This is a genomic window from Paenibacillus sp. 2TAB26 (assembly GCF_052115145.1).
Lineage (GTDB): Bacteria > Bacillota > Bacilli > Paenibacillales > Paenibacillaceae > Pristimantibacillus.
Genome location: NZ_JBFRGC010000022.1, coordinates 172,420 through 198,006 on the forward strand (window position 1 = coordinate 172,420; position 25,587 = coordinate 198,006).

The 25,587-nt window shown below is 46.2% G+C and carries 20 protein-coding genes; all 20 read left to right on the forward strand.

All coding sequences use genetic code 11. The features are described 5' to 3' along the window. Positions 1 to 52 precede the first annotated feature (52 nt). The 20 genes from AB4Z50_RS24200 to ftsZ all read left to right on the forward strand — a co-directional run bounded on the left by AB4Z50_RS24200 (position 53) and on the right by ftsZ (position 24,982). On the forward strand, positions 53 to 1,054 hold the full coding sequence (locus tag AB4Z50_RS24200) for a ketopantoate reductase family protein (protein WP_441882974.1): 1,002 nt from the start codon (positions 53 to 55) through the stop codon (positions 1,052 to 1,054). Positions 1,055 to 1,060: 6 nt separating this feature from the next. Then, a complete protein-coding gene (locus tag AB4Z50_RS24205) occupies positions 1,061 to 1,456 on the forward strand; it encodes a DUF3397 domain-containing protein (RefSeq protein ID WP_441882976.1) in 396 nt (131 codons plus the stop codon). A gap of 148 nt (positions 1,457 to 1,604) precedes the next feature. Continuing rightward, positions 1,605 to 3,245 carry a bacillithiol biosynthesis cysteine-adding enzyme BshC gene (gene bshC, locus AB4Z50_RS24210; RefSeq protein ID WP_441882978.1) on the forward strand — a complete coding sequence of 547 codons (1,641 nt, stop codon included), beginning with the start codon at positions 1,605 to 1,607 and terminating at the stop codon, positions 3,243 to 3,245. A gap of 20 nt (positions 3,246 to 3,265) precedes the next feature. Then, the gene (locus tag AB4Z50_RS24215) at positions 3,266 to 4,531 is read left to right on the forward strand and encodes an adenosylhomocysteinase (protein ID WP_441882980.1); all 1,266 of its coding nucleotides are present in this window, start codon (positions 3,266 to 3,268) and stop codon (positions 4,529 to 4,531) included. Positions 4,532 to 4,707: 176 nt separating this feature from the next. Further along, positions 4,708 to 5,718, forward strand: a complete 1,011-nt coding sequence (locus tag AB4Z50_RS24220; RefSeq protein ID WP_441882982.1) for a DUF4349 domain-containing protein — start codon at positions 4,708 to 4,710, stop codon at positions 5,716 to 5,718. Positions 5,719 to 5,860: 142 nt separating this feature from the next. Then, positions 5,861 to 6,298, forward strand: coding sequence for a division/cell wall cluster transcriptional repressor MraZ (gene mraZ, locus AB4Z50_RS24225; protein ID WP_076268151.1), 438 nt, complete (start codon positions 5,861 to 5,863; stop codon positions 6,296 to 6,298). 29 nt (positions 6,299 to 6,327) lie between these two features. After that, positions 6,328 to 7,278, forward strand: coding sequence for a 16S rRNA (cytosine(1402)-N(4))-methyltransferase RsmH (gene rsmH / locus AB4Z50_RS24230; RefSeq protein WP_179089802.1), 951 nt, complete (start codon positions 6,328 to 6,330; stop codon positions 7,276 to 7,278). 23 nt (positions 7,279 to 7,301) lie between these two features. Further along, positions 7,302 to 7,694: a cell division protein FtsL gene (gene ftsL / locus AB4Z50_RS24235; RefSeq protein ID WP_256710903.1), complete on the forward strand. Its 393-nt coding sequence runs from the start codon at positions 7,302 to 7,304 to the stop codon at positions 7,692 to 7,694. An 11-nt stretch (positions 7,695 to 7,705) separates the two neighbouring features. After that, the gene (locus AB4Z50_RS24240; RefSeq protein ID WP_441882985.1) at positions 7,706 to 10,042 is read left to right on the forward strand and encodes a penicillin-binding transpeptidase domain-containing protein; all 2,337 of its coding nucleotides are present in this window, start codon (positions 7,706 to 7,708) and stop codon (positions 10,040 to 10,042) included. A 136-nt stretch (positions 10,043 to 10,178) separates the two neighbouring features. Continuing rightward, positions 10,179 to 12,119, forward strand: coding sequence for a stage V sporulation protein D (locus AB4Z50_RS24245; RefSeq protein WP_441883075.1), 1,941 nt, complete (start codon positions 10,179 to 10,181; stop codon positions 12,117 to 12,119). A 74-nt stretch (positions 12,120 to 12,193) separates the two neighbouring features. Then, the gene (locus tag AB4Z50_RS24250) at positions 12,194 to 13,681 is read left to right on the forward strand and encodes a UDP-N-acetylmuramoyl-L-alanyl-D-glutamate--2,6-diaminopimelate ligase (protein ID WP_441883077.1); all 1,488 of its coding nucleotides are present in this window, start codon (positions 12,194 to 12,196) and stop codon (positions 13,679 to 13,681) included. Then, positions 13,678 to 15,093 carry a UDP-N-acetylmuramoyl-tripeptide--D-alanyl-D-alanine ligase gene (locus tag AB4Z50_RS24255; protein ID WP_441882987.1) on the forward strand — a complete coding sequence of 472 codons (1,416 nt, stop codon included), beginning with the start codon at positions 13,678 to 13,680 and terminating at the stop codon, positions 15,091 to 15,093. The genes AB4Z50_RS24250 and AB4Z50_RS24255 overlap by 4 nt, the downstream gene beginning before the upstream one ends. A gap of 4 nt (positions 15,094 to 15,097) precedes the next feature. After that, on the forward strand, positions 15,098 to 16,057 hold the full coding sequence (gene mraY, locus AB4Z50_RS24260) for a phospho-N-acetylmuramoyl-pentapeptide-transferase (protein WP_441883079.1): 960 nt from the start codon (positions 15,098 to 15,100) through the stop codon (positions 16,055 to 16,057). A 75-nt stretch (positions 16,058 to 16,132) separates the two neighbouring features. Further along, positions 16,133 to 17,572, forward strand: coding sequence for a UDP-N-acetylmuramoyl-L-alanine--D-glutamate ligase (gene murD / locus AB4Z50_RS24265; protein WP_441882989.1), 1,440 nt, complete (start codon positions 16,133 to 16,135; stop codon positions 17,570 to 17,572). A gap of 46 nt (positions 17,573 to 17,618) precedes the next feature. Beyond that, positions 17,619 to 18,716, forward strand: coding sequence for a stage V sporulation protein E (gene spoVE / locus AB4Z50_RS24270; RefSeq protein ID WP_076268160.1), 1,098 nt, complete (start codon positions 17,619 to 17,621; stop codon positions 18,714 to 18,716). Between the two features lie 499 nt (positions 18,717 to 19,215). Next, on the forward strand, positions 19,216 to 20,121 hold the full coding sequence (gene murB, locus AB4Z50_RS24275) for a UDP-N-acetylmuramate dehydrogenase (protein ID WP_441882991.1): 906 nt from the start codon (positions 19,216 to 19,218) through the stop codon (positions 20,119 to 20,121). A gap of 15 nt (positions 20,122 to 20,136) precedes the next feature. Next, a complete protein-coding gene (murA, locus tag AB4Z50_RS24280) occupies positions 20,137 to 21,405 on the forward strand; it encodes a UDP-N-acetylglucosamine 1-carboxyvinyltransferase (RefSeq protein WP_076268162.1) in 1,269 nt (422 codons plus the stop codon). Positions 21,406 to 21,516: 111 nt separating this feature from the next. After that, positions 21,517 to 22,269 (forward strand): cell division protein FtsQ/DivIB, encoded by a 753-nt coding sequence (locus AB4Z50_RS24285; protein WP_339208722.1) that lies wholly within the window; start codon positions 21,517 to 21,519, stop codon positions 22,267 to 22,269. A gap of 236 nt (positions 22,270 to 22,505) precedes the next feature. Further along, positions 22,506 to 23,747, forward strand: a complete 1,242-nt coding sequence (ftsA, locus tag AB4Z50_RS24290) for a cell division protein FtsA (RefSeq protein WP_441882994.1) — start codon at positions 22,506 to 22,508, stop codon at positions 23,745 to 23,747. 119 nt (positions 23,748 to 23,866) lie between these two features. Next, positions 23,867 to 24,982, forward strand: coding sequence for a cell division protein FtsZ (gene ftsZ / locus AB4Z50_RS24295; protein WP_441882996.1), 1,116 nt, complete (start codon positions 23,867 to 23,869; stop codon positions 24,980 to 24,982). Positions 24,983 to 25,587: the final 605 nt, after the last annotated feature.

The following is a 25,587-nucleotide window of genomic DNA, read 5'->3' on the forward strand; positions in this document are numbered from 1 at the left end:
CGATGTTTGCTAATATTATTGATGAGCAGCAGCTGGTCGGAAGGAGTATAAGGTGCAGATAGATGTAGTAGGTGGGGGCTCGTTAGGACTGCTCTATGGAGCGAAGCTAGCAGAAGCAGGGGCGGATGTTGCGATTTGGACGCGCAGTGAGGAACAGGCTGATGTGCTTGCTAATCAAGGCATTAGGCTTAAGGAGCTAGATGGAGCAAATGAGAAATCGATTCGTATCAAAAGTTTATGGAGCGGGTCTGTTTCAGAACATAGAGAACGTTATGACGTCACAAAACAGAATGCCGACTATCGCTGGGTGCTGCTGAGCGTTAAACAATCGGATTTGGATGAAGCTTTTCTAAATATGCTTGCTTCGCTTCTTGCCAGCTATGATGGAGAGCGTGTGGCAGTCGTATGTATACAAAATGGAATTGGACATTTAGAGCGAATTAAAAGCAAACTTCCTACCTATCCGCTATTTGCAGCGGTGACGACAGAGGGGGCGAAACGACTTGATGTTCGTTCTGTTGAGCATACGGGGAAGGGGCAGCTTTGGCTTGGTGAATGGGGAGAAAATGAGCGCAATCAAGATGATTCTCTCGATAACTCGCAAAAAATGTTGATTTCTTTGCTGGAAACGGCAGGATTTACCTCTTTTCTGTCGAAAGACTTGGAGAATCGAATTTTTAATAAGCTGCTTATTAACGCAGTCATTAATCCATTGACGGCAATATTGGATGTGGAGAATGGACAGCTGCCGCTCCATCCTGTCGGCGTGAAGCTTATGCAAGCGCTATATGAGGAAACCGAGTTGGTGTTAGTAAAAGCTGGAATGAGCTTGCCGGAGAATGGGTGGGAGCTCATTATAAAGGTTTGCAGGCAAACCAGCAGCAATATTTCTTCCATGCTTAGTGACGTAAGAGCTGGCAGAGCAACAGAAATCGATGCCATTAATGGCGGGGTCGTGCAGCTGGCTGAGATGAATGGGCTGCAAGCGCCGTTAAACCAAGCAATAGTTACGATGATTAAAGCACTGAATCTTAAGTCGACTATGAAGGAGTGAAGGCCGATGGAAATGATTTGGGAAAGCATCAAACATGCATACGCTTATTTGGCTGTAATTCCAATCATACCCTTCACCATCATTTTGTTTGGATATGGAGCATATATTCAGGATCGAAAAAAAGCGTTCCGATTGGCAATGGATGTTACGACAGCCTTATTAATTGGCTGCGTTGCTGTATTGTTTGATGAGCTGTTTAACAGCAGATTCGGGATTTACGGCATATTGCTATTCATGCTGCTAGGCGGAGGTTTGCTTGGAAACGCCCAATTTCGCAAGCGCGGCGCAGTGGATGCCAAAAAGATATTTCGAACGATATGGCGGCTAAGTTTTTTTACGATGAGCGTGCTGTACATCGTTTTTATGTGCATCGGCATCGGCAAAATGTTTCTGATGGCTTAACTCAAATAATAAATTGCTAAACGCCTCTCCCGAGCAGAGGTGTTTTTGTTTTGACGGACGGCTTCACCATTGTGTACAATTAAAATGTTCAGTTTTAAAATATGAAGTCGTACAAACGACTATTAAGCGGGAGGTTACGGGCTGCGCTATGAGAACAGATACTTATGCATTGCCTATTGCACAGCCTTTGACAGAGGCTTATATACATCAAAACGATGACCGCATTGAAGCTTTATATGGCTATCATGCGGGAGTTGATCAAGATTGGGTTAAACGCTTTAATCGTTTGGAGCAAAGCGGAGAGGTTAGAGCTGATGCAGCTCAAGTAGCTCGCGCGGTTCGTGCTTACAATGAAGCGATTAACGCTGATCCAGAAGTTTTTGCTTCTATTTCTGCGATGGCGGAGGGGGCTCCGGTCGTGGTTGGAGGTCAGCAAGCTGGTTTATGGACGGGTCCGCTGCTTGTCATACATAAAGCGGTATCCATCATAGGTGCGGCCAAAGCTGCAAGTGAGCAGCTGGGGCGGAGGGTTGTTCCTGTATTTTGGGTAGCCGGTGAAGATCATGACTGGGATGAAGCGAACCATGCCTACGTTATTACAACGGAGCAGGAGCTTCGCAAGTTGTCAGTTGCGCGTCCTGAAGGTGCGCGTACAGCTGTAAGCCGCACGATGATTGCAGCAGAAACATGGGAAGAGCTGCTTGTTGAGCTTGAACAATCGCTTCCGCATTCGGAGTTCAAACCTGTGATGTTAGAGGAACTGCGCCAAATGTCGAAACAAGCGAAATCATTATCTGATTTTTTTGCAATGATTTTGAGTCATTTATTCGGGAAACACGGCTTAGTATTAATGGATGGCGATCATGAGGATATTCGTCGTATAGAAGCGCCTATGTTCAGGAAGCTGATTGAGAAGAACGATGAATTAGAGCATTCTTATGCTGCTGCTGCAGATAAGGTGAGAGAGCTTGGTTACAGCCTTCAGGCAGATGTAACGGCTGGCAGCTCGAATCTTTTTCTCTTTAATTCGGATAACAGCGAAGAAAGAACGCTTCTTCACAAGAAGGATGGAAAATTCCAAGACCGTAAAGAGCAAGTGTCGCTAACGGAGGAACAGCTCCTTCGGATCGCTGACGAGCAGCCGCAGCAGCTCAGCAATAACGTTCTGACGCGGCCGCTTATGCAGGATTATTTATTCCCTGTTATTGCGACTGTGCTTGGTCCTGGGGAAATTGCCTATTGGGCTTTAACTGGAGAAGCATTCCGCACGCTGAATATGGAAATGCCCATTATCGTGCCGCGTATGTCTTATACTTTAATTGAAGGAACAGTTGCCAAGCACATGGATAAGTATGAGCTTTCCTTTGAGGATGTTATGGAACATTTCGAAGAGAGCAAAGGGAAATGGCTGAAGGCACAAGATGGCTTGTCCATTGAACAGCAGTTTGCCGAAGCAAGAGATACGTTTGAGCAGCTATATAAACCGCTTCTTGAGCTTGCAACTTCCGTTCAACCGTCGCTCTCTAAGCTTGGGGATACGAATTTGCAAAAAATAGTAGAGCAAATCAACTATATGGGCTCAAAAACGGTAGATGCCTTTAACAAACAATTTGAAGCATCCACACGTCAGCTTGATCGTATCCATCTGTCGATTAACCCGCAGAACAAGCCGCAAGAGCGAGTGCTTAATATGGCAGCCTATTGGAATCGTTACAGCCTGATTTGGCTCGATAAGCTGCTTGAAGCGCCATTTAGCCGTACTGGTGGACATGAAATCGTTTATTTATGAAATATGAGGAGGCAAATGGAATGAGTACAGCAAATAAAAGCATCGTAGCCGATCTATCATTGGCACCTGAAGGCCGTTTGAAAATTGATTGGGTAGCTGCGCATATGCCGGTATTGAATACGATTCGCGAGCAATTCGAAAAGGAACAGCCTTTTAAAGGACTGAAAGTTACAATTGCTCTTCATTTGGAAGCGAAAACCGCTTATTTGGCTAAGGTTGTTAAGGCGGGCGGTGCAGATGTTACTATAACAGGCAGCAACCCGCTATCAACACAAGATGATGTTTGTGCCGCTCTCGTTGAGGATGGCATTACTGTATTTGCCAAATATAATCCAAGTGCTGAAGAATTTAAAGCACTTAATATTAAAGCGCTGGAGTGGAAGCCTGATCTTATCATTGATGATGGCGGCGATCTTGCAACGATTCTAAATTCGGAGCATCCGGAGTTTGGCGAGAATCTGCGCGGCGGTGCGGAAGAAACTACGACAGGCATCATTCGATTGAAAGCGATGGAGAAAGACGGTTCACTAAAATTCCCTATGGTCGCTGTTAACGATGCATATTGCAAGCATCTTTTTGATAACCGCTATGGTACAGGGCAATCCGTATGGGACGGTATTAATCGCACAACGAATTTGATGGTTGCGGGCAAGACCGTCGTTGTTGTCGGTTATGGCTGGTGCGGAAAAGGTGTAGCCATGCGTGCGAAAGGTCTTGGCGCAAATGTTGTCGTAACTGAGATCGATGCGATTAAAGCGGTCGAAGCTTATATGGACGGTTTCGCGGTAATGCCGATGATCGAAGCGGCTAAGGTTGGCGAGTTTTTCGTAACGGTTACCGGGAATCGCGATGTTATTCGCGGAGAGCACTACAAGGTGATGAAGGACGGGGCGATCATTTCCAACGCAGGTCACTTTGACGTCGAAGCAAACAAACCAGAACTTGCAGCATTATCTTCAAGTGTAAGAACCGTTCGCCGCAACATCGAAGAATATAAGCTGGAGGATGGACGCAGCATTTACTTGCTGGCAGAAGGCCGCCTTGTTAATTTGGCTGCTGGCGATGGTCATCCTGCAGAAATTATGGATATGACGTTTGCACTGCAAGCTGTTGCACTGAAATATGTAAATGAGCAGTACAAAGCGATTGGCAGCAAAGTAGTCAATGTTCCTTATGAGCTTGATGAGCAGGTAGCGAGACTGAAGCTGCAATCTATAGGCTTTGGCATTGATCAACTGACTGCGGAGCAATCGGCATATTTGGACAGCTGGAAAGAAACAGAATAAAGCATTGAAGAAGCCGCGAGCAATCGCGGCTTCTTTTTTATGTGGAGATAAAAGAAGCAATTGATTCGTTTACACCGATGATTAGATCCGCGGATGTTCGGGTTTGGATGGACAATGTTGTAACCTTTTATTCCCAGATTGCGTCTAGAGGTAAATAAAAGCAAGGGGGTATTTTCTTGTATAGACATAAAAAAGGGATATTTGCAATTATTTCAATTGTTTCTCTGGTTGTTCTGCTTGTTGGATGCGCTTCCTCAGATGGGGATACGAGCAGCTCTAAAAACTCGGCTTCTGAACAGTTGTTATCAACAACAGCTTCTAGAAACGTAGAAACTGAGATGAGCTATACCTTGAATGACAATGCTGCTAAAGCGGAAGAGGCTCCAGCTGAGGGATCGGGCGAGAGCAAAGCATCTGGCGGGGGAATTGATGCTCAGCTGGCCATCGGCACGGATGGATTCAACCAGAAAATTATTTATACCGCTAATTTAAGTATGCAGGTGGACGATTTAGCTTCTGCAGCAACCTCGCTGCGCAATGCCATTCATCAAAGCGGCGGTTATCTTTTGCAATTTCAAGATACGAAGCACGAGGGAGAAATCGGATCAAGCTATACGATTAAAGTTCCTGCTGCTGGGTTTATGTCGTTCATTGATCGGATTGAGCAAATTAAACATAATGAATTTGAACGCAATATCGGCGGCAAGGACGTATCTGAGGAATATGTGGATCTTGAATCCAGGCTGAAAGCGAAGCAGCTTGTTGAAGCTAGACTGCTCACCATGATGGATAAAGCGACAAAGGCTGATGATCTGTTAAAGTTTTCACAGCAGCTCTCAGGGGTGCAGGAGGAAATTGAACGAATCAAAGGAAGAGTTCGCTATCTGGATAATAATGTAGCTTTCTCGACGGTGGAGCTGCGTATGTACCAAACGAATCAAACGCTAAAAAATAAAAGTATGGAAAAACCACATTTAGGTGGCAGGATGTCGGACGCGCTAGTTAACAGCACAAAAGTAGTTTGGGATGCCATCAATCTATTGTTAGTTATTTTAGCAGGTGCATTGCCTGTATTAGCTATATTGGCTGTTATTTCAATCCCAATCATTTGGTTTTATCGAAGAAGGAAAGAGACGGCGCCGAAGCCATCCAAGCCTGAAGAAGAGCAGCCGCCAACGCTGGAATGATTAATAATCTTTAATAGTGTGAAATATTTTAGAAAATCCTGCTCACTGAGCAGGATTTTTATTTTAGGTGGCGAACTACTGTTACTAGGTGGGGAAAAGTGGGGCAAAGTGGTGGAAATAGGGGAAGGGGTGGTTCAAAGTCATGTTTATGGGTGAATATCAACATAGCATTGATGAGAAAGGCCGAATCATCATACCTTCAAAATTCCGCGAATCGCTTGGAGCCTCGTTTATTGCAACCCGTGGATTAGATAATTGCTTATTCGTATATCCCATGAGTGAGTGGACCGTTTTGGAGCAAAAGCTGAAAACATTGCCTCTTATGAAATCAGATGCGCGAGCATTTACCCGGTTTTTCTTTTCCGGAGCAACCGAATGTGAGCTGGATAAACAGGGAAGGGTAAATATACCTAGCCATCTTCGTGAATATGCGAAGCTGGACAAGGATTGCATGGTGCTCGGCGTTTCTAGTCGCGTGGAAATTTGGAGCAAGCAGACTTGGGACGGTTATTACGAACAATCCGAACAAACCTTTAACGAAATCGCCGAAAAGCTCGTTGATTTCGATTTCAACTTCTAGAATAGACAACAAGAATGGAGGGCTTAGGCGTGTTTCAGCATATTACAGTACTTTTAGAAGAAGCGGTTGACGGTTTGGCTATAAAGCCAGATGGCATCTACGTCGATTGTACGCTTGGGGGTGCAGGTCACAGCGAATTAATAGCCTCCCGGTTAGGCGAAGGAGGACGGTTAATCGCTTTCGATCAGGATGACTGGGCGCTGGAAAATGCTCGTGTTAGGCTTGCTCCTTATTTAGATAAGGTTACACTCGTAAGAAGCAACTTCCGCGATTTGGAGCAGGAGCTTAGAAATTGCAACGTTCCTATGCTGGATGGCGTTCCGCAGGTCGATGGCATATTGTTCGACCTTGGCGTATCCAGTCCGCAGCTAGACGAAGCTGAGCGCGGCTTCAGCTATAACCATGATGCCCCGCTCGACATGCGCATGGATCGCGAGGGTGATCTAACCGCTCATGAAATCGTCAATACTTGGGACGAACGTGATATATCCCGCATTTTGGATCGTTATGGTGAAGAGAAATTCGCTCGGTCCATCGCTAGAAATATTGTGAAGGCAAGAGAAAAGGCGCCAATTGAGAAGACTGGTGAATTAGCTGAATTGATAAAAATATCGATTCCTGCTGCAACTAGGCGCACAGGCGGACATCCCGCCAAACGCTCCTTCCAAGCGCTTCGTATCGCAGTAAACGATGAGCTGGGAGCAGAAGAAGAAGCTTTGGAACAAACGATTCGCTGTTTAGCCCCTGGCGGCAGAGCATCGGTGATCACTTTTCATTCGCTTGAGGATCGTATTTGCAAGCAATTGTTTGCAAAGTTTGTGGAGAAATGTACATGCCCGCCCGATTTTCCGTTATGTGTATGCGGCAATGCTGGGAAAGTGAAATTAGTCAATCGTAAGCCGATCGTACCTTCAGAGAGAGAGCTAGAGCTCAACCCGCGTGCAAGGTCGGCCAAGCTTAGAGTTGCAGAAAAATTGTAAGAGGGGGATTTGAATTGGCGTATGTGAATGGCAATTTAGCGCTGCAGCCTAAGCGAAAGCAGGATCAGCAACCGGTTATCAAGGAAACGAAGCGGCTTGTTAAAACTCGTAAATCCTTACCGGTTCAGGAGAAGTTGTTGTATATGTTTACTGTATTAATGTGCGTTGTAGTTGCTGGTGTCATTATTTTACGCTACGCGCAAATCTATGACATGAGCCTCGAAATTAAAAAGTTGAATAGCGAATACCAGACGATGAATGTAGAGATGGAAGACTTGAAGAAACAAGTAGAGATGCTCAGTGATTCAGAACGTATACGCAAGCTTGCAGAGACCCAAGGGATGGTTAGCTCTATTGAGAGTGGAATTACCGTAAATACAGGTGACGACGCGATAAAATCAGCAATGAGTGAATAGGGTGAGCGATGATGAAAAAAAGAATTAGATTGCGGACACTATTGTTTGGAGGGGTAATGACCCTCCTTTTTCTTGTTTTAATAAGCCGAATTTATATTGTGCAAGTAGTAGAAGGCGCCAAATGGTATGGACTTGCAAAAGAAAGATGGTCAACAGAAGAAAAGATGCTGGCCAAGCGTGGCACGATCGCCGATCGTAACGGGAGTGTTCTGGCAATGGATACGATCGCTTATAATGTGACGTTAAATCCGAAGCTGATTAACGATGAGAAACTTACAGAAGAAATTATAAATGGTTTGCATGACATCCTTGGCACTTCTAAGGAAGAGCTCCGGAAAAATGTAACTGCCAAAAAAGAGGACGGGAATTTCTATGTATACCGGGAGGTGCGAAGCGGAGGCTGGCAAATTGACAAAGAGCATGCCGATAAAATTAAAAAGTTTCGTGAAGATTTAGCCAAAGAAAAGGAGCTATATAGCGTCGGCATCGATTTGCAAGAAAATTTAAAACGGTATTATCCTAAAAAATCTCTAGCCGCGCAGCTTGTCGGTTATTTGGATAAAGAGGGAGTCGCCATGACTGGCGTTGAAGCCTCATTTAATGAGCAGCTTTCAGGTGAGGATGGCTATATCAAGTATGAGAAGGACGGAAAACGCGTTCAGCTCACGGAAGGTGAAGTAGACTACAAGCCTGCCAAAGACGGTCAATATGTACAGCTGACGATCGATAACGAAATTCAGCATTATGTGGAGGAAGCGCTGCAGGAAATTATGAAAACCTATTCTCCTAAGAGCGCTACAGCGATTGCGGCTGATCCAAATACGATGGAAATTTTGGCGATGGCAAACATGCCGCAATATAATCCGAATGAATATTGGAAAAACAACTCGAACTCTTACAATCATGCGATTAAATCTTTATATGAGCCCGGCTCAACCTTCAAAATTGTAACGCTGGCTTCAGCGGTTGAAGAAGGTTTGTTTAATCCAGATGAATTATACAAATCAGGTCAAATCAAACTGAAAGGTGTACCTAATCCAATCCGTGATATTAAGCGAGAGGGATGGGGAACCATTTCATTTTTGGATGGCTTGAAATATTCAAGTAACGTTGCCTTCGTCAAGCTTGGTTATGAGAGACTAGGGGAACAGAAGCTGAGAGAATATTACACGAATTTTGGATTTGGGCAAAAAACAGGCATTAAGCTTGGGAATGAGCTAAGCGGTACGATTAACTTTAAATACCCGAGTGAGATTGCGAATGCTACCTTTGGTCAAGGGGTAGTGACGGTTACGCCTATACAACAGGTTGCAGCTGTCGCGGCAGTAGCTAACGGCGGAAAGCTGTTTCAACCACAAATCGTAAAAAGCATGACAGATCCGTCGACCAAAACGACGACGACTTTCGAGCCGAAGATGGTTCGCCAAGTGATCTCAGAGGAAACCTCTAAAAAAGTCGGTGAGTATTTGGAGCAGGTTGTATCGGATCAGGATAAGGGGTCCGGTAAAAACGCTTATATCGAGGGTTACCGTGTAGCAGGCAAAACAGGAACCGCTCAAAAGGTTACTACGGTAAATGGTAAAAGCGGCTATTCCGACTCCAAATATGTTGTTTCATTCATTGGCTATGCGCCGGTTGATAATCCGAAAATCGTCGTTTATGTCGTCGTAGATGAGCCAAATACTACTTTTGCTTCCGGGGGAAAGATAGCGGCTCCGGCATTTAAACAAATCGTGCTCAAAAGCTTGCGTAAAATGGGGGTAGCTCCTAACTATCCGGCTGGTTCCGCAAATTTGAAAAAAGAAGCGACAATAACGGTTCCAGATTTAACAGAGCTTAAAGTTCAACAAGCGAAAGCAGAATTAACAGCGAAGGCCATGACATTTGATTTAATCGGAAATGGTAAAACGGTGCTGCAGCAAATACCTGCTCCAGGTTCAGCCGTACACCCGACGCAGCGCATATATTTAATAACGGAGCAGCGTGAAAAGCTGGCTATCCCTGATCTGACTGGGGTTTCGCTGCGGGATGCTCTTGAATTAACCTCTCTTATCGGCATTCGACTCATTCCGGAGGGGCAAGGGTTTGTTGTGTCTCAGAAGGAAGAGACATTGAATAAAGTAAGAGTGCTCAAAGTTGTACTTGCCCCTCCGACAGGCAAAGAAGGTCAATCCGGCAATGCGGAAACAAACCCTGATGCGAAAGAAGGCGGCGATAAGGGTAGTGAGACCGGTAAAGAAGGTGAAGCTGGCACGAACGGTGGAACCTCCGATGGTCAGACAACTTCAAATGGGGATCAAGCTGCTAATTCCAATACAAGCAGTAATGGGAATGCTGTTCCTGAGTGATCCATATACCGAATTTTCAAGGAACTAATATGATGTTGCTTAAAGCTTGTTCTATCGTCCGCTTGTCCCGAATAATCTGGGAATGAGCGCAATTGAGCGCTCCTTTCGAAACAGTCAAGCGGAGGGGGAACAAGCGGTGAAGGTATCTAATGTAACGGTTAGGCGACGTTTATTTATCGTGCTCATACTTGCTGGGGTGTCATTCTTAGCATTATGTGTGAGACTTAGCTTTGTACAACTATGGCAAGGTGAGCAGCTGGCGGATAAAGCAGAGGATTCATGGAGGCGCAACATCCCATACGTAGCCAAGCGAGGTGAAATCGTTGATCGCAACGGTATTCAGCTCGCCTACAACGTAAGCTCACCTACCGTATATGCGATTCCTGTCCAAATCAAGAATCAACAGGCAGCAGCAGCAGCGCTTGCCCCTTTGCTCGACATGTCGCAAGAAACACTCTATAAAAAAATTAAAACACGAGCGCTGATCGTTAAGCTTGGCCCAGGCGGGCGAAAAATTACGATCGATAAAGCTGAACAAATACGAGAGCTGGGTCTTGATGGCATCGTTGTAGCTGAAGACAACAAACGATTTTATCCCTTCGGCAGTTTAGCGGCGCATGTGCTAGGTTTTACTGGGATCGACAATCAAGGCTTAACCGGTGTAGAAGCAAAATATAATACAGAATTAAGCGGTATCGGAGGCAGCGTATCCTTCTTGTCAGATGCAGCGGGCAGACAAATGCCTAATTCTTCGGACACCTATGTGGAACCTAAGGACGGGCTTACGATGCAGCTTACAATCGATAAGCAAATTCAGACGGTTATGGAACGTGAGCTTGATCAAGCGATGACGAATTTACAGCCAAATGGTATAATCGCGATTGCGATGGATCCGAATAACGGTGAAATTTTAGGCATGGCGAGCAGACCTACTTACGAGCCAGACAAGTATCGAGAGGTTCCAACTGAGGTTTATAATCGAAATCTTCCTATTTGGATGACATACGAGCCAGGCTCTACCTTTAAAATAATTACGCTTGCTGCAGCTCTTGAGGAAAAAAAGGTTGATTTGAAAAATGAACGTTTTTTTGATCCAGGCGCTATTGAGGTGGGCGGTGCTAGACTTCGCTGCTGGAAAAAGGGCGGACATGGCAGTCAGACCTTCCTTGAAGTGGTTGAAAACTCATGTAACCCCGGGTTTGTAACGCTTGGTCAGAGGCTGGGCAAGGACAAACTATTTGATTACATTAAGAACTTTGGCTTCGGGACGAAGACGGGCATCGATATTGGCGGCGAAGAAAATGGGATCTTATTCAAGCTTAGTCAGGTCGGTCCGGTGGAACTAGCCACTACGGCCTTTGGTCAAGGGGTCTCCGTTACACCAATTCAGCAAATAACGGCTGTTTCCGCAGCAATTAACGGCGGAACGCTGTATAAACCCCATGTAGCAAAAGCATGGATAAACCCGGAGACGGGAGCGACCGTAGAAACGGTAGAATCGGTTGCGGTTAGGAAGGTTATTTCGGAGGAAACGTCCAAGCAGGTGCGTGAAGCGCTTGAGAGCGTCGTAGCCAAAGGAACAGGCCGCAATGCCTTTATTGACGGGTATCGTGTAGGCGGCAAGACGGGTACTGCTCAAAAGGTTATTAACGGACGTTATTCCCCTAATGAGCATATTGTATCTTTTGTTGGCTTTGCTCCGGCAGATGATCCGAAGATCGTCATTTATGTAGCGGTTGATAATCCGCAAGGGATTCAGTTCGGCGGAGTCGTTGCAGCGCCAATCGTTCGCAATATGCTGGAGGACGCGCTCACCATTCTGGAAGTTCCGGCTCGTGAGAAGCAGATCGACCGTATTTATAAGTATGGAGAAACACCTATTGTTACAGTTCCGAACTTGATTGGCAAGACGGTGTCGGATTTGTATGAGGATATGAATATGAATTTCAATCTGACTTCCGCAGGTTCTGGGAAAACGGTCATACGCCAAGCTCCAGCTGCTGGAACCCGTGTAGATCGCGGATCAACGATTCGGATCTATTTGGGCGAAGAAGATAATATATCCCACTCGCATTGACTATAATGGTAGTTAACGAGGGTGCAGCAGGCGGGGAAGTTTGTCCGCCGGCGCTTAAGGGAGGAGCTGGGCAGATGCGATTAAAGGATGTTGCGGAATTGCTTATAGCCTCACGGCTGATAGGCGATGGGGAAACGGAACTGACTGGCATTGAGACGGATTCACGAAGCGTAATTGAAGGGCAATTGTTTATTTGCTTGAGAGGCCATACCGTTGATGGTCACGCGTTTGCTTCGGAGGCGGTTGCCGCCGGAGCAGCAGCGCTAATAGCAGAACGAAAGCTGGACCTGTTGGTGCCGCAAATTATTGTAAGAGATTGCCGCCTTGCCATGGCTGTAATTGCTAATTATTATTATAGACAGCCTAGTCAAACCTTGAAGCTTATCGGTGTAACGGGGACGAATGGCAAGACGACAACAACTTATTTAATTGAGCAAATCCTAAATGACCAGAGTAAGCCTACCGGTGTGATCGGTACGATTGAACGTCGTTATGCGGGAAAATCGTTCCCTATGATCAGTACGACGCCTCAAACGCTGCAGCTTCAAAGCTATCTCGGGGAGATGCGTGATGCGGGCACGCAATATTGTGCAATTGAAGTGTCCTCCCATGCTCTCGAGCAAGGCCGGGTGAAGGGCTGCAGATTCCGAACGGCAGTATTTACTAATTTGACGCAGGACCACTTGGATTATCATGAAACGATGAGTCGATACGCTGCGGTAAAGGGATTGTTCTTCTCGCGACTTGGCAATGTGTATGCATCTGCGGAAAACGAAAGATCTTATGCGGTTCTTAATGCAGACGATGCTTTATCCGCAGAATATGCCGAGCTCACAGCGGCAGAAGTCATCACTTATGCAATTGATAAAGAGGCAGACGTTCGGGCAACGAATATTCGAATAACTGCACAGGGTACGACCTTTCATGTTGACACATTCAGAGGCGAGCAGGACATAACATTGCAAATGGCTGGGAAGTTCAACGTATACAACGCGCTTGCCGCTATAGGCGCTGTGCTTCTTGAAGGCGTGGAACTAGAGGCGATTGCACACAGTCTAAGCAAAATTCCCGGCGTACCCGGACGGGTTGAAGCGGTTAATGCGGGTCAAGATTTTGCCGTAATTGTAGATTATGCCCACACGCCGGATGGGCTTGAAAATGTACTCAGAGCTATTCAACAATTTGCAGAAAATCGAATTATATGTGTATTTGGCTGCGGCGGTGACCGTGATCGCTCCAAGCGGCCGCTAATGGGGAATATTGCAGTGAAATACGCGGATTACGCTATCATAACATCGGATAACCCACGATCGGAGCCGCCTGAGTCCATATTAAAGGATATTGAAGCTGGATTAATAAGCAGCAGAATTGATCCTTCATTTTATAAATTAATCGTTGATCGCAAGGAAGCAATTGAAAAAGCGGTTGAAATGGCAAGCCTCGGCGATGTAGTATTGATTGCGGGGAAAGGTCATGAAACCTACCAAGATATTAACGGAGTCAAATATCCATTTGACGATCGAAAAGTAGCGAAAGCAGCGATAAGGGGAATCATACAGTGATTAAACGTACTATTAAACAAATTGCCGAAATGAGTGGCGCTAGATGGAATGGAAATCATGCAGAGCTTAACATAACAGGAGTAACAACTGACTCGCGGCAAGCTGCTGCGGGCCAGTTGTTCGTTCCGATCGTAGGCGAGCATTTTGACGGGCATGCCTATTTGGAGCAAGCTATTGCAAATGGAGCGGTTGCTGCGCTTTGGCAGAAAGGCCGCGAGGTTCCAGCATCTCTTGAGGGAGTGCCGCTTCTTATTGTTGGGGATACGCTGGTTGCATTGCAGCGCCTTGCAACAGCTTATCGCAGTGAACTTGTCACTCGTGTTGTTGRCATTACAGGCAGCAATGGCAAAACAACGACAAAGGATATGGCAGCTGCTATTCTTGGCACAACTTATAAAGTGCATAAGACTGAAGGCAATTTGAACAATCACATCGGCTTGCCTCTGACGGTGCTGAGGCTTGAAGAGGACACGGAAGTAGCCGTGCTCGAGATGGGAATGAGCGGCTTCGGCGAGATCGAGCTGCTGACGAAGATCGCACAGCCTGATGCCGCTATTATTACAAATATCGGCGACGCGCATATGCTCCAGCTTGGCTCAAGAGCCGGTATTGCGAAGGCGAAGCTTGAAATAGCGCTCGGGCTCAGCGAGGATGGTTTACTGCTATACAATGGCGATGAACCACTTCTTGAAGCAGAGCTTGAGCGTTCAATACTTCCAGCAGGCATCGTTCGCCGTACATTTGGGTTATCGAAGCAGAATGAATGGTCAGCATCTGACATCAGCATTGAATCGGAAGCGACGACCTTTACTGCTATTTATAATGGAACTGCCAGTGGCCTCGGAACTGTTCGAATTCCTGTTCCAGGGCAGCATAATGTCAGCAATGCGCTCGCTGCAATAGCGATTGGCCGCTTCTTCGGAGTTCCAGCTGCAAAAATTGTTGAAGGTCTAAGCCATCTTAAGCTGACGGGCATGCGCATTCAGCCTGTTCGCGCGTTTAATGGCACTATGTTATTGAACGATGCTTATAATGCCAATCCGACTGCCGTTCGTGCGGCGATTGATCTGGTAGAGCAACTGGACGGCTATAGCCGCAAATGGATCGTGCTTGGCGATATGCTTGAGCTCGGGCCAGAGGAGCAGACGCTTCATTTTGAAGTAGGTGCATATATAACGCCAAGCAAGGCGGATGCGGTTCTTACCTTCGGACCTTTGGCAAAACATATTGCTGAGGGCGTGAAATCGCAATTTCCTAACGCAGGCGCGAATGATGTGATTAAACATTTCGAAGATAAAAATGAGCTGACGCTGTGGCTGAGGGAGCAAATGCAGCCAACGGACATCGTGCTCATAAAAGGTTCACGCGGCATGCAGATGGAACAGATTGTCCAAGCATTGGAAGTGGGGTGAGGAAATGGATATGATGGTCATTTTATTTTCGATTGGCGCTTCATTCCTGCTAGCGGTTCTACTCGGACCATTGTTCATTCCAGTGCTCCGCCGCTTAAAGTTTGGGCAGCAGATTCGTATGGAAGGTCCGCAAAGCCATCTGAAAAAAAGCGGTACGCCAACGATGGGCGGCATTATCATTATGGTTGCTCTAATGATCACGTTCCTGAAGTTTTCTGATAAAACGGCTGAATTTTGGGTGCTGCTGACCGCATCGCTTGGATTTGGTCTTGTCGGCTTTTTGGATGATTACATCAAAATTGTATTTAAACGTTCTTTGGGACTAACGGCAAGACAAAAGCTTTTTGGTCAACTTTTATTTTCAATAATCGTGTGTGCAATGCTCTATAATATGGGGCACAGCACCGAAATATCCGTGCCTGGTACAGGCTGGGGAATTGATTTAGGCTGGTTTTATTATCCGCTTGTCGTCATCATTCTTTTTGCAGCAAGCAATTCAGTTAATTTCACCGATGGTCTTGACGGTCTGCTGGCTGGGACGAGTGCCATCGCATTTGGTGCCTTTACTGTAGTTGCTCTACAAACGTCAGCTCATGAATCAGCAGTATTCTCTGCAGCTATGGTAGGCGCTGTTCTAGGTTTTCTAGTATTCAACGCACATCCAGCAAAAGTGTTTATGGGAGATATGGGCTCGCTAGGCATAGGAGGCGGTATTGCAGCAGTCGCTATTTTGACCAAAACGGAGCTGCTCCTTATCGTAATCGGCGGTGTTTTTGTACTTGAGATGCTTTCTGTTATATTACAGGTAGGCTCCTTCAAGCTTAGAGGGAAGCGTATTTTCAAAATGAGTCCCATTCACCATCATTTTGAGCTCGTTGGTTGGTCCGAATGGAAGGTTGTTACTGTGTTTTGGTTTGTAGGCATCGTGTTTGCAGCAATTGGTTTACTTTTTGTTATACTATAGAGATAAAGCTTACAAAAAAGCGGCTTTTATTTGATTAAGAGCCGCTTTATGCATACATAGAAGGGACTGTCAGTTATGAATCATCCGGCATCTTATGAAGGCCGCCGAGTTGTCGTCTTAGGCTTGGCTAGAAGCGGGGTAAGCGTCGCAAAAGTATTTCATCAATTAGGCGCAGAAGTTGTAGTGAACGACATGAAGGAACGTGAATTATGCCCCGAAGCGGACGAATTGACTGCTTTGGGCATTTCTGTGCTATGCGGTTATCATCCAGATGACCTAATTACAGAAGAAACAGCGCTCCTTATCAAAAACCCTGGTATCCCATATACGTCTCCTCCAGTGCAGAGGGCGGAGGAGCTTGGCGTTGAGGTCATTACGGAGGTAGAAGCTGCTTATTGGCTTTCTCCTGCACCGATAATAGGCATTACAGGCTCAAACGGCAAAACAACAACGACGACTTGGATCGGCGAAATATTAAGCGCAGCTGGCTTGAATCCCATCGTGGCAGGCAATATCGGTCGTCCTCTATGCGAAGCAGCCTTGGAAGCGACGCCCGATCAATGGATCGTTGCTGAGCTAAGCAGCTTTCAATTGAAAGGAACAAGCGAGTTCCGTCCGCATATTGCGCTATTGCTTAACATTGCAGAGACGCATTTGGATTATCACGGCGATATGGATGACTACGTCAATTCAAAAGCAAAACTTTTTGATAACCAAACGGAAGATGATGTTGCTGTCGTCAACTGGGATGACCCGGAATGCCGCGCGCTTTCGGAGTTTCTTATCGCACAGCTGCTGCCTTTCTCTATATATGAGCGACTGGATGCGGGCATTTACATTGATCCGCCATATGAGCGGGACAACGGTGACGCACAAAATGATGAAGCCGCTGTGGATAGACAAATTGTATTCCGCCAGTCTGAGGACTCGAAAATTAACATTTTACCAGTTTCAGAGCTAGGCATACCAGGCCGCCACAACGCCGCTAACGCGCTTGCTGCCATTGCGGCGTGTTTGGCTGCTGGAGTTGCGCCAGAGCGTCTTGTAGAACCGCTGCAGTTGTTTAGAGGCGTGGAGCACCGCCTGGAGTTCGTCCGTGAAGTGAATGGTGTCAAATATTATAATGATTCGAAAGCGACAAACCCGGTTGCAACGATGATGTCCGTTCGCTCGTTATCCGCACCGATCGTTCTAGTGGCTGGAGGACTTGACCGCGGCTCTGACTATATGGAGCTTGTTCCTTTATTCCGCGATCGCTTAAAGGGGCTTGTTGCATTAGGAGAAACGAGAGAAAAGCTCTCCCGTGTAGCAGAGCTGGCAGGTTTAGCTAAGGTGGAAATCGTCGAACCTAGTGAGGACGCCGAGTCCGTCCTTCAGCAGGCGGTGAAACAAGCTGCAGCTATTGCAGAGCCAGGTGATATTGTTTTATTGTCGCCTGCATGCGCAAGCTGGGATATGTTTACATCGTATGAGCAAAGAGGGCGCATTTTTAAAGATTCGGCGCATACCTTGTAAGTAGGGGGCATGTCCCTACTTTCCCATGCTAAGAGGTGTGTTCGCTATGGCCAAAGCGCGTTCTGCCCCGGATATTTGGATGCTGACTGCAATTGGGCTCATTCTCGCTATCGGGTTGATTATGGTGTACAGCGCTAGCGCAGTGCTTGCTTTTCATGAATTCGGTGATCGTTTTTACTATGTAAAGCGTCAGGTGCTATTTGCTGGACTCGGTATAGGCGCGTTGTTGTTTACAATGAATACGCATTATACGGTTTGGAAAAAGTGGGCGCCAATGGCTTTATTGGTTTGCTTCGGACTTCTTCTGCTCGTGCTGATCCCTGGTGTCGGCGTCGTTCGCGGCGGCGCACGCAGCTGGCTTGGCATTAGCTCCTTCGGTATTCAGCCTTCTGAATTTATGAAGCTGGCGATGATATTATTTTTAGCCAAATGGCTCTCTGAGAAGCAGCAAACGATTACGCAGTTCACAAAAGGGCTTATGCCGCCGCTAGGGCTTGTTGGACTAGCCTTCGGACTCATTATGCTGCAGCCTGATCTAGGTACTGGAGCGGTGATGGTTGGCGCCTCTTTAATTCTGATTTTTACAGCTGGAGCTAGATTATCTCATTTAGGCGGCTTGGCGCTCATCGGTGTCGCAGGTTTTGTTGGCCTTATCATCGCTGCGCCATACCGATTAAAGCGAATAACGAATTTTCTTGATCCATGGGCAGACCCGCTCGGAGGCGGCTATCAAATTATTCAATCCTTATATGCGATCGGACCAGGTGGACTCGTTGGGCTCGGTCTAGGTATGAGCCGACAGAAGTTCAGTTATTTGCCTGAGCCGCAAACCGATTTTATATTCTCGATTTTAGCGGAAGAGCTTGGCTTCATTGGCGGAGTTACTCTTATACTATTATTTCTAGTTGTCATCTGGCGGGGGATACGCGCTGCTATTGCAGCTACGGATACATTCGGGAGCTTGCTGGCAGTCGGCATCACAGGCATTATCGGTGTACAAGTATTGATTAATATTGGTGTCGTCATTGGCATGATGCCCGTTACGGGAATTACGCTGCCGCTTGTTAGCTATGGGGGTTCATCCCTAACGCTTCTCTTAACTGCACTGGGGATTTTGTTGAACATATCTCGTTATTCGAGGTGAGGCTTCATGCCTAGGGCATTAACCAGCAGCTGTTTAGTAGAAAAAAACAATAAACGTCCGGCTTGGATAGCTGCAGGTTGCATAACAGCAGCTATCCAAGCCGGATATTGTTGTTTACAGGAAAATTTGCTCCTTTAATATGATGAGATATTGAATACACTTTTATTTGAAAGAAACAGTCAATTCGCTAAAGCGGCAACCAGCTTTGAGTTCTGGTCTGCTGCACAGACCAATCAGTGAGCCAGTTGGCTCGATATAGGCCATTGTCACACAAGAGCCTATATGGGCATAAGATACACTATATTCGTGACCGTCACCCGAAAGGAGCGGTGATTACAACAGAAAAACCGGCAGCAGCGATTCAGACTGCTGAAGGGGAATTTCTTTTTCTTCTTACACAGCCAGGCATGTGCTTGCGGAGTAGGTTTTGCTGCGCAAAACCTAAGCATTTGCTTACGAAGTAGGTTTTGCTACGCAAAACCTTAGGGAGGTTCAACGAATGGAAGCTTTTAAAGCGGAATTGGAACAAGCTAATCTTGGCGAAGTTTTGTACAACGAACCGCTATCGAACTATACAACTTGGAAAATCGGCGGTCTCGCTGATATCTTAATCCTCCCTAGTAGCAAAGATGAATTGGTATCGGCGGTACGTTTGGTGCAAAAACATCAAATACCCTGGACTAATTTAGGCAGAGGCTCGAACATGCTGGTAAGTGATAAAGGGATTCGCGGCGTTGTAATAAAACCGCACAGAGGGCTCGATTACTTGCGTTTTGAAGGATCGACAGCAATAGCCGGTGCTTCATATTCTTTAATTAAGCTATCAGTCATGGCTGGAAAACAAGGTCTGACCGGACTTGAATTCGCGGGGGGAATCCCAGGTACGGTAGGCGGAGCCGTTTATATGAATGCTGGCGCGCATGGATCAGATGTGTCACGTATTTTTAAGTCAGCTGATATTGTACTGGAAACAGGAGAATTGGTTCGCTACGATCGTGAGGCTATGAACTTCGCTTACCGCCATTCCATGCTTCACGAGCAAAAGGGCATTGTCATTGAAGCCGCCTTTGAGCTGGCAGAAGGGGATAGGCAGGAAGTACTCGCTAGGATGGCCTCCTACAAAGAGAGAAGATTGAGAACGCAGCCTTTGCAGCTTGCCTGTGCAGGCAGCGTATTTCGCAATCCGCCTAATGATTATGCCGCTAGACTCATTCAAGAGGCTGGATTAAAGGGTGAAAGCCTCGGAGGAGCGCAAGTATCGAAGCAGCACGCCAATTTTATTGTGAATACCGGGCAAGCAACAGCTGAAGACGTTCTCGCCCTCATGACTCATATAAAAAGCACTGTTCAGGACCGCTATGGCATCCTGTTGGTGCCGGAAGTATTGGTGGTGGGTGAGCGGTAATTCGGAGGTGATACATTGGACAAATTGGTGATTGAAGGTGGGAAACCTCTCTCAGGAACCATAGTTATCCAAGGAGCGAAAAATGCCGCTTTGCCGATTCTGGCTGCCAGTCTATTGGCCGAAGGCACAACAACGATAGATCATGTGCCTGATTTGCTAGATATCGATGTCATGCTGAACATTTTGCGCGAATTAGGATGCCGCGCCGAGCATACGGGAGGAACTGTGGTGCTGGACACTGAGACTGCACATACATCCCACGTGCCGGAATCGTTAATGAGACAGATGCGATCTTCTATTTTTTTAATGGGGCCTTTGCTTGCTAGATTTGGGGAAACTCAGGTTTATCAACCAGGTGGATGTGCAATCGGTGAGCGGAAAATTGATCTTCATTTAGAAGGTCTTCAGGCTCTGGGTGCAGAAATAGAAGAATTGGGTAACCGGATCATATGCCGTGCCGAGAAACTAAGGGGAGCGGATATTCACTTAAGCTTTCCAAGTGTCGGCGCAACAGAAAATATTATGATGGCCGCTGCTTTGGCAGAAGGCCGAACCACAATAAGCAATGCTGCAAGGGAACCGGAAATTCAAGACTTGCAAGGCTTTTTAAATGCAATGGGCGCTAAAATAATGGGAGCCGGAACCGACACGATAACGATAGATGGGGTACAGTCGCTAACACCTTGTCGTTATAAAGTGATTCCGGATCGTATTGTAGCAGGGACCATCATGGTAGCCGCCGCTGCAACACGCGGTCAAGTCACGCTCCAAAATACGCAGCCAGCCCATTTATCTTCCTTGATTCATGTTCTGCGCCGGGCAGGTGTTCAAATTGTTGTCGACGATGATATAATTAAAGTTGGCAGTGCAACAAGGCCTAGAGCGGTTGAAAGAATCGTAACCTCTCCATACCCGGCTTTTCCTACCGATTTGCAGTCTCAGGTTATGGTGCTGCTTACGCTTGCAGATGGTGTGAGCGTATTGAAAGAAACGATTTTTGAAGGCAGATTAAAGCATGTGGATGAACTGTCACGTATGGGTGCAGACATTCGCGTAGACATGAATGCGGCATTCATTCGCGGCGTGCCAAGGCTTTATGGAGCGACGGTGGAAGCAACGGATTTGAGAGCGGGTGCCGCCCTTGTCATAGCTGGTTTAGCAGCGCAAGGAAGGACGGTCGTTGAGCAAATTCATCACATCGATCGAGGCTACGAAAAAATCGAAACGATGCTGTCTAGGCTGGGTGCGCGGATTTCGCGTTATTCGCCAGTGCCTAATAACTAATACTATGCGCATGAGCTGCAAGATAGAAACAGCCGGTACCCTTTTGATGCTAAGCGAAGGCTGACGCGGAGAGGTTAACCGGATGTTTTTTGGGGAAAGAAGGGACAAGTTATGAGTGCACAGATGCCAGTACTTAAGGAACCACCGAAAAAAAGAATGGGCAGTCGGAAGCTGTTAACCATACTTATATTATTGTTTGTGGCGCTTTTGGCTGTATTATTTTTTAATTCCTCTATTAGCAAAATATCAGAAATCCAAATTGAAGGAACTAGATTCGTAACGAGAGAAGAAATAGGCAAGGCAGCTGCTATTTTGGTTGGCGATGCTTTTTTTCGAACTTCGTCTTCTACTATAGAAGATAGAATTGTCACATTGCCACAAATTAAAGGGGCTAAGGTTACGAAGGTATTTCCAGGTGTGGTGAAGATTCATGTAGAGGAGTTTCCTGTTGTTGCATTCGAGCTTTCCAAGCAAGGGGAAATGACAGCGTTATTGACAAATGGAACGACAGTTGAGGCTGACAGCGATGAAATGCAGCTTGTGGACAAGCCTGTATTGTCAGGCTGGGCAGATGGAGATCCCGTAAAAGCACAGCTCACGAAGCAGCTTGCAAAAATATCGACGAAGCAGCTCTCCGACCTGTCTGAGATTTTACCATTTCCGTCAACCGCTTATCCCGATCGAATTCTGATGTACACTCGCACAAAATTTGAAGTGGTAACAGCGGTGTCGGTTCTTCCAGAGAAGATTGAAGCGTTGAATGCAGTAATCGAGACCCAAGAGCCAGGTAAGATCACGATGCTTCTGGCGGATACATATGTGCCTTTCGTAAGTGAGAGTCCAGAAAATATAGATTCTGAGTAAAATTATACTACTCAATAGTCTGAAAGAATGGTAGAATTTTATTTATGCATTAATACTCGATGAAGCTGGATAAACATAGGAAATATAGAGAATCGCAAGGGGCGGTGCTCGACACAAAGCGAGAAACATCGAAAAATTTGTTGAAAAAAGAGGGAAAATAATAAAAGCGTTGAATATGTAGGAAGACCTTAACATGTGGTAAAATAATTAATTATTTGAAACGGAGGTGCCGCAAGATGAGCAGCAACGACATCATCGTCAGTTTGGACATCGGTACATCCAAAGTTCGTGCTATTATTGGTGAAGTGAATAATGGAGCCATTAATATTATTGGAGTTGGATCAGCCGACTCAGAGGGTATTCGCAAAGGAGCAATAGTAGATATTGACCAGACTGTGCAATCGATCCGTAATGCCGTAGAGCATGCGGAGCGCATGGTAGGCATTCAAATATCAGACGTATATGTTGGTATTCAAGGCAATCATATTGCTTTGCAAACCAATAGAGGCGTCGTTGCAGTATCCAATGAGGACCGTGAAATTGGTGAAGAAGATATTGAACGAGTATTACAAGCTGCTAAAGTAGTGGCGCTCCCTCCAGAGCGTGAAATCATTAACTTGGTTCCAAAGCAGTATCTAGTAGACGGCTTGGAAGGTATTTCCGATCCGCGAGGTATGATTGGCGTTCGCCTTGAGGTTGAGGCGACGATCGTCACGGGGACGAAGACTGCTATACATAACCTTATGCGTTGTGTAGAGAAAGCAGGCCTTCGTATTTCTGGTGTCATTTTGTTATCACTCGCTTCAGGCGTGGTTTCGCTCACCAAAGATGAGAAATCGATAGGGACTGTTCTTACTGACATAGGGGCGGGATCATGTACGATTGCCATTTATGATCAAGGCGGCTTAGCTGCTACGTCAACGCTTCCAATTGGTGKCGAATATGTAACAAATGATATAGCTTATGGCTTGCGCACACAAAGTGAGCAAGCTGAGAAAATCAAACTTAAATATGGCTGTTCTAATGTATTGGATGCAGCTGAAGATGTGAAGTTTAAAGTAGCACGAATGGGCAGCAATGTGGAAAAAGAGTTTTCACAGGTTGATCTTGCTAGTATTATTGAGCCTCGCATGCAAGAGATTTTCCATTTAGTTCGTCAAGAGGTACGTCGACTTGGTTATGGCGACAAGGTTAACGGTTATGTGTTGACCGGTGGCACTGTATCGATGCCAGGAACACTCGCTTTGGCCCAGGCAGAGCTTGAGTCTTCCGTCCGAATTGCACTCCCTGATTATATTGGTGTAAGAGACCCGGCGTATAGCAGCGGCGTTGGCATGATTCAATATGTGTCAAAATATATGGGAGCTCGCGGAACTGGAGCAGTGAAGAAAACGGCAAGCCGCAAAGCAAGTCCAACACCTTCTACTAAACCCGGTATGTTCGAGCGGATTAAAAGTATGTTTAATGAATTTATTTGAGGATTTAAGATAATATAAGTTTCACCTTATATACGATACTTATATTTTACTGCGAAACGTTGCTGTGCCGTCTCATAGATGTTATCAGCAGTTTACGCTTGACTGGGGGAAAATGAAAGATGTTGGAATTCGACTTTGAGCTTGAGCAGCTTGCTCAAATAAAAGTAATAGGTGTTGGCGGTGGCGGTAGCAATGCCGTTAACCGAATGATAGAAAATGGTGTTAAAGGCGTGGAGTTTATTACGGTAAACACCGACGCTCAGGCGCTGCATTTGGCTAAATCCGAGCATAAGCTGCAAATCGGCGATAAGCTGACGCGTGGACTTGGTGCGGGTGCCAATCCTGATGTAGGCAGCAAGGCTGCAGAGGAATCTCGCGAAATTATTATGAACCAGCTTAAAGGCTCGGACATGGTATTCGTGACAGCAGGAATGGGCGGCGGTACGGGAACGGGAGCAGCTCCGGTTATTGCCGAAATCGCTCGCGAATGCGGCGCACTCACTGTAGGGGTTGTTACTCGGCCTTTTACCTTTGAAGGACGCAAGCGTGCTGGACAAGCTGAGCTTGGGATTGAAGCGCTCAAAGAAAAAGTAGATACGCTTATCGTCATTCCTAATGACCGTTTGCTTGAGATTGTAGACAAAAAGACACCAATGCTGGAAGCTTTCCGTGAAGCGGATAACGTGCTCCGTCAAGCCGTTCAAGGCATCTCAGACCTTATTCAAGTACCAGGCCTAATCAACCTTGACTTTGCAGACGTAAAAACGATTATGACAGAACGCGGCTCCGCTTTGATGGGTATCGGTATTGCTACTGGCGAGAACCGTGCTGCTGAAGCAGCGAGAAAAGCGATTATGAGCCCGCTGCTTGAAACGTCAATTGACGGCGCTCGCGGCGTTATTATGAACATTACTGGCGGCAGCAACCTTTCACTCTATGAAGTGAATGAAGCAGCTGAAATTGTCATTTCAGCATCTGATCCAGATGTGAACATGATCTTTGGTGCGATCATCGATGAAGATCTGAAGGACGAAATTAAAGTAACCGTTATAGCAACGGGCTTCGAGCACAAGTCACCAGCTGCTCGTCGTGTTCCACAACAGCAGCCAGAAGCGGTTGATACAAGGCAACAGGGCAGCTCCAATGCAGTTAAGCCTTTTGGAGCTAACAACACTTCAAGCGACCAGCTTGAAATTCCAGCATTTTTGCGCAATCGCCCTCGCAACGATCGCTAAAACTTTTTGTACTAAGCCTCGCCATTATGGTGAGGCTTTTTTTATTTGTTTGATTGTAAGTTGATCGAGAAAAGGGGAAAAGCAGCTGTAAGCACGCATATACATTTACAGCATGAAAGAAACCATGGTTAGCTGCCAATAAGCACCTATACGTTCTTACAGCCTACTATTTGCGAGTGAGCAAGGTAGATAAGCCTCTGTAAGCACGTATAGGTTCTTACAGCATGAAAGAAGCCTTAGTTTGCTGCGAATAAGCACCTATACGTTCTTACAGCCTACTATTTGCGAATGAGCAAGGTAGATAAGCCTCTGTAAGCACGTATAGGTTCTTACAGCATGAAAGAAACCATGGTTAGCTGCCAATAAGCGCCTATACGTTTTTACCCCTACTATTTGCGAATGAGCAAGGTAGATAAGCCTCTGTAAGCACGTATAGGTTCTTACAGCATGAAAGAAACCATGGTTAGCTGCCAATAAGCACCTATACGTTCTTACAGCCTACTATTTGCGAATGAGCAAGCTAGAGAAGCCGCTGTAAGAACACATGGGTTCTACAGCATGAAAGAAACTATGGTTAGCTGCCAATAAGCGCCTATACGTTCTTA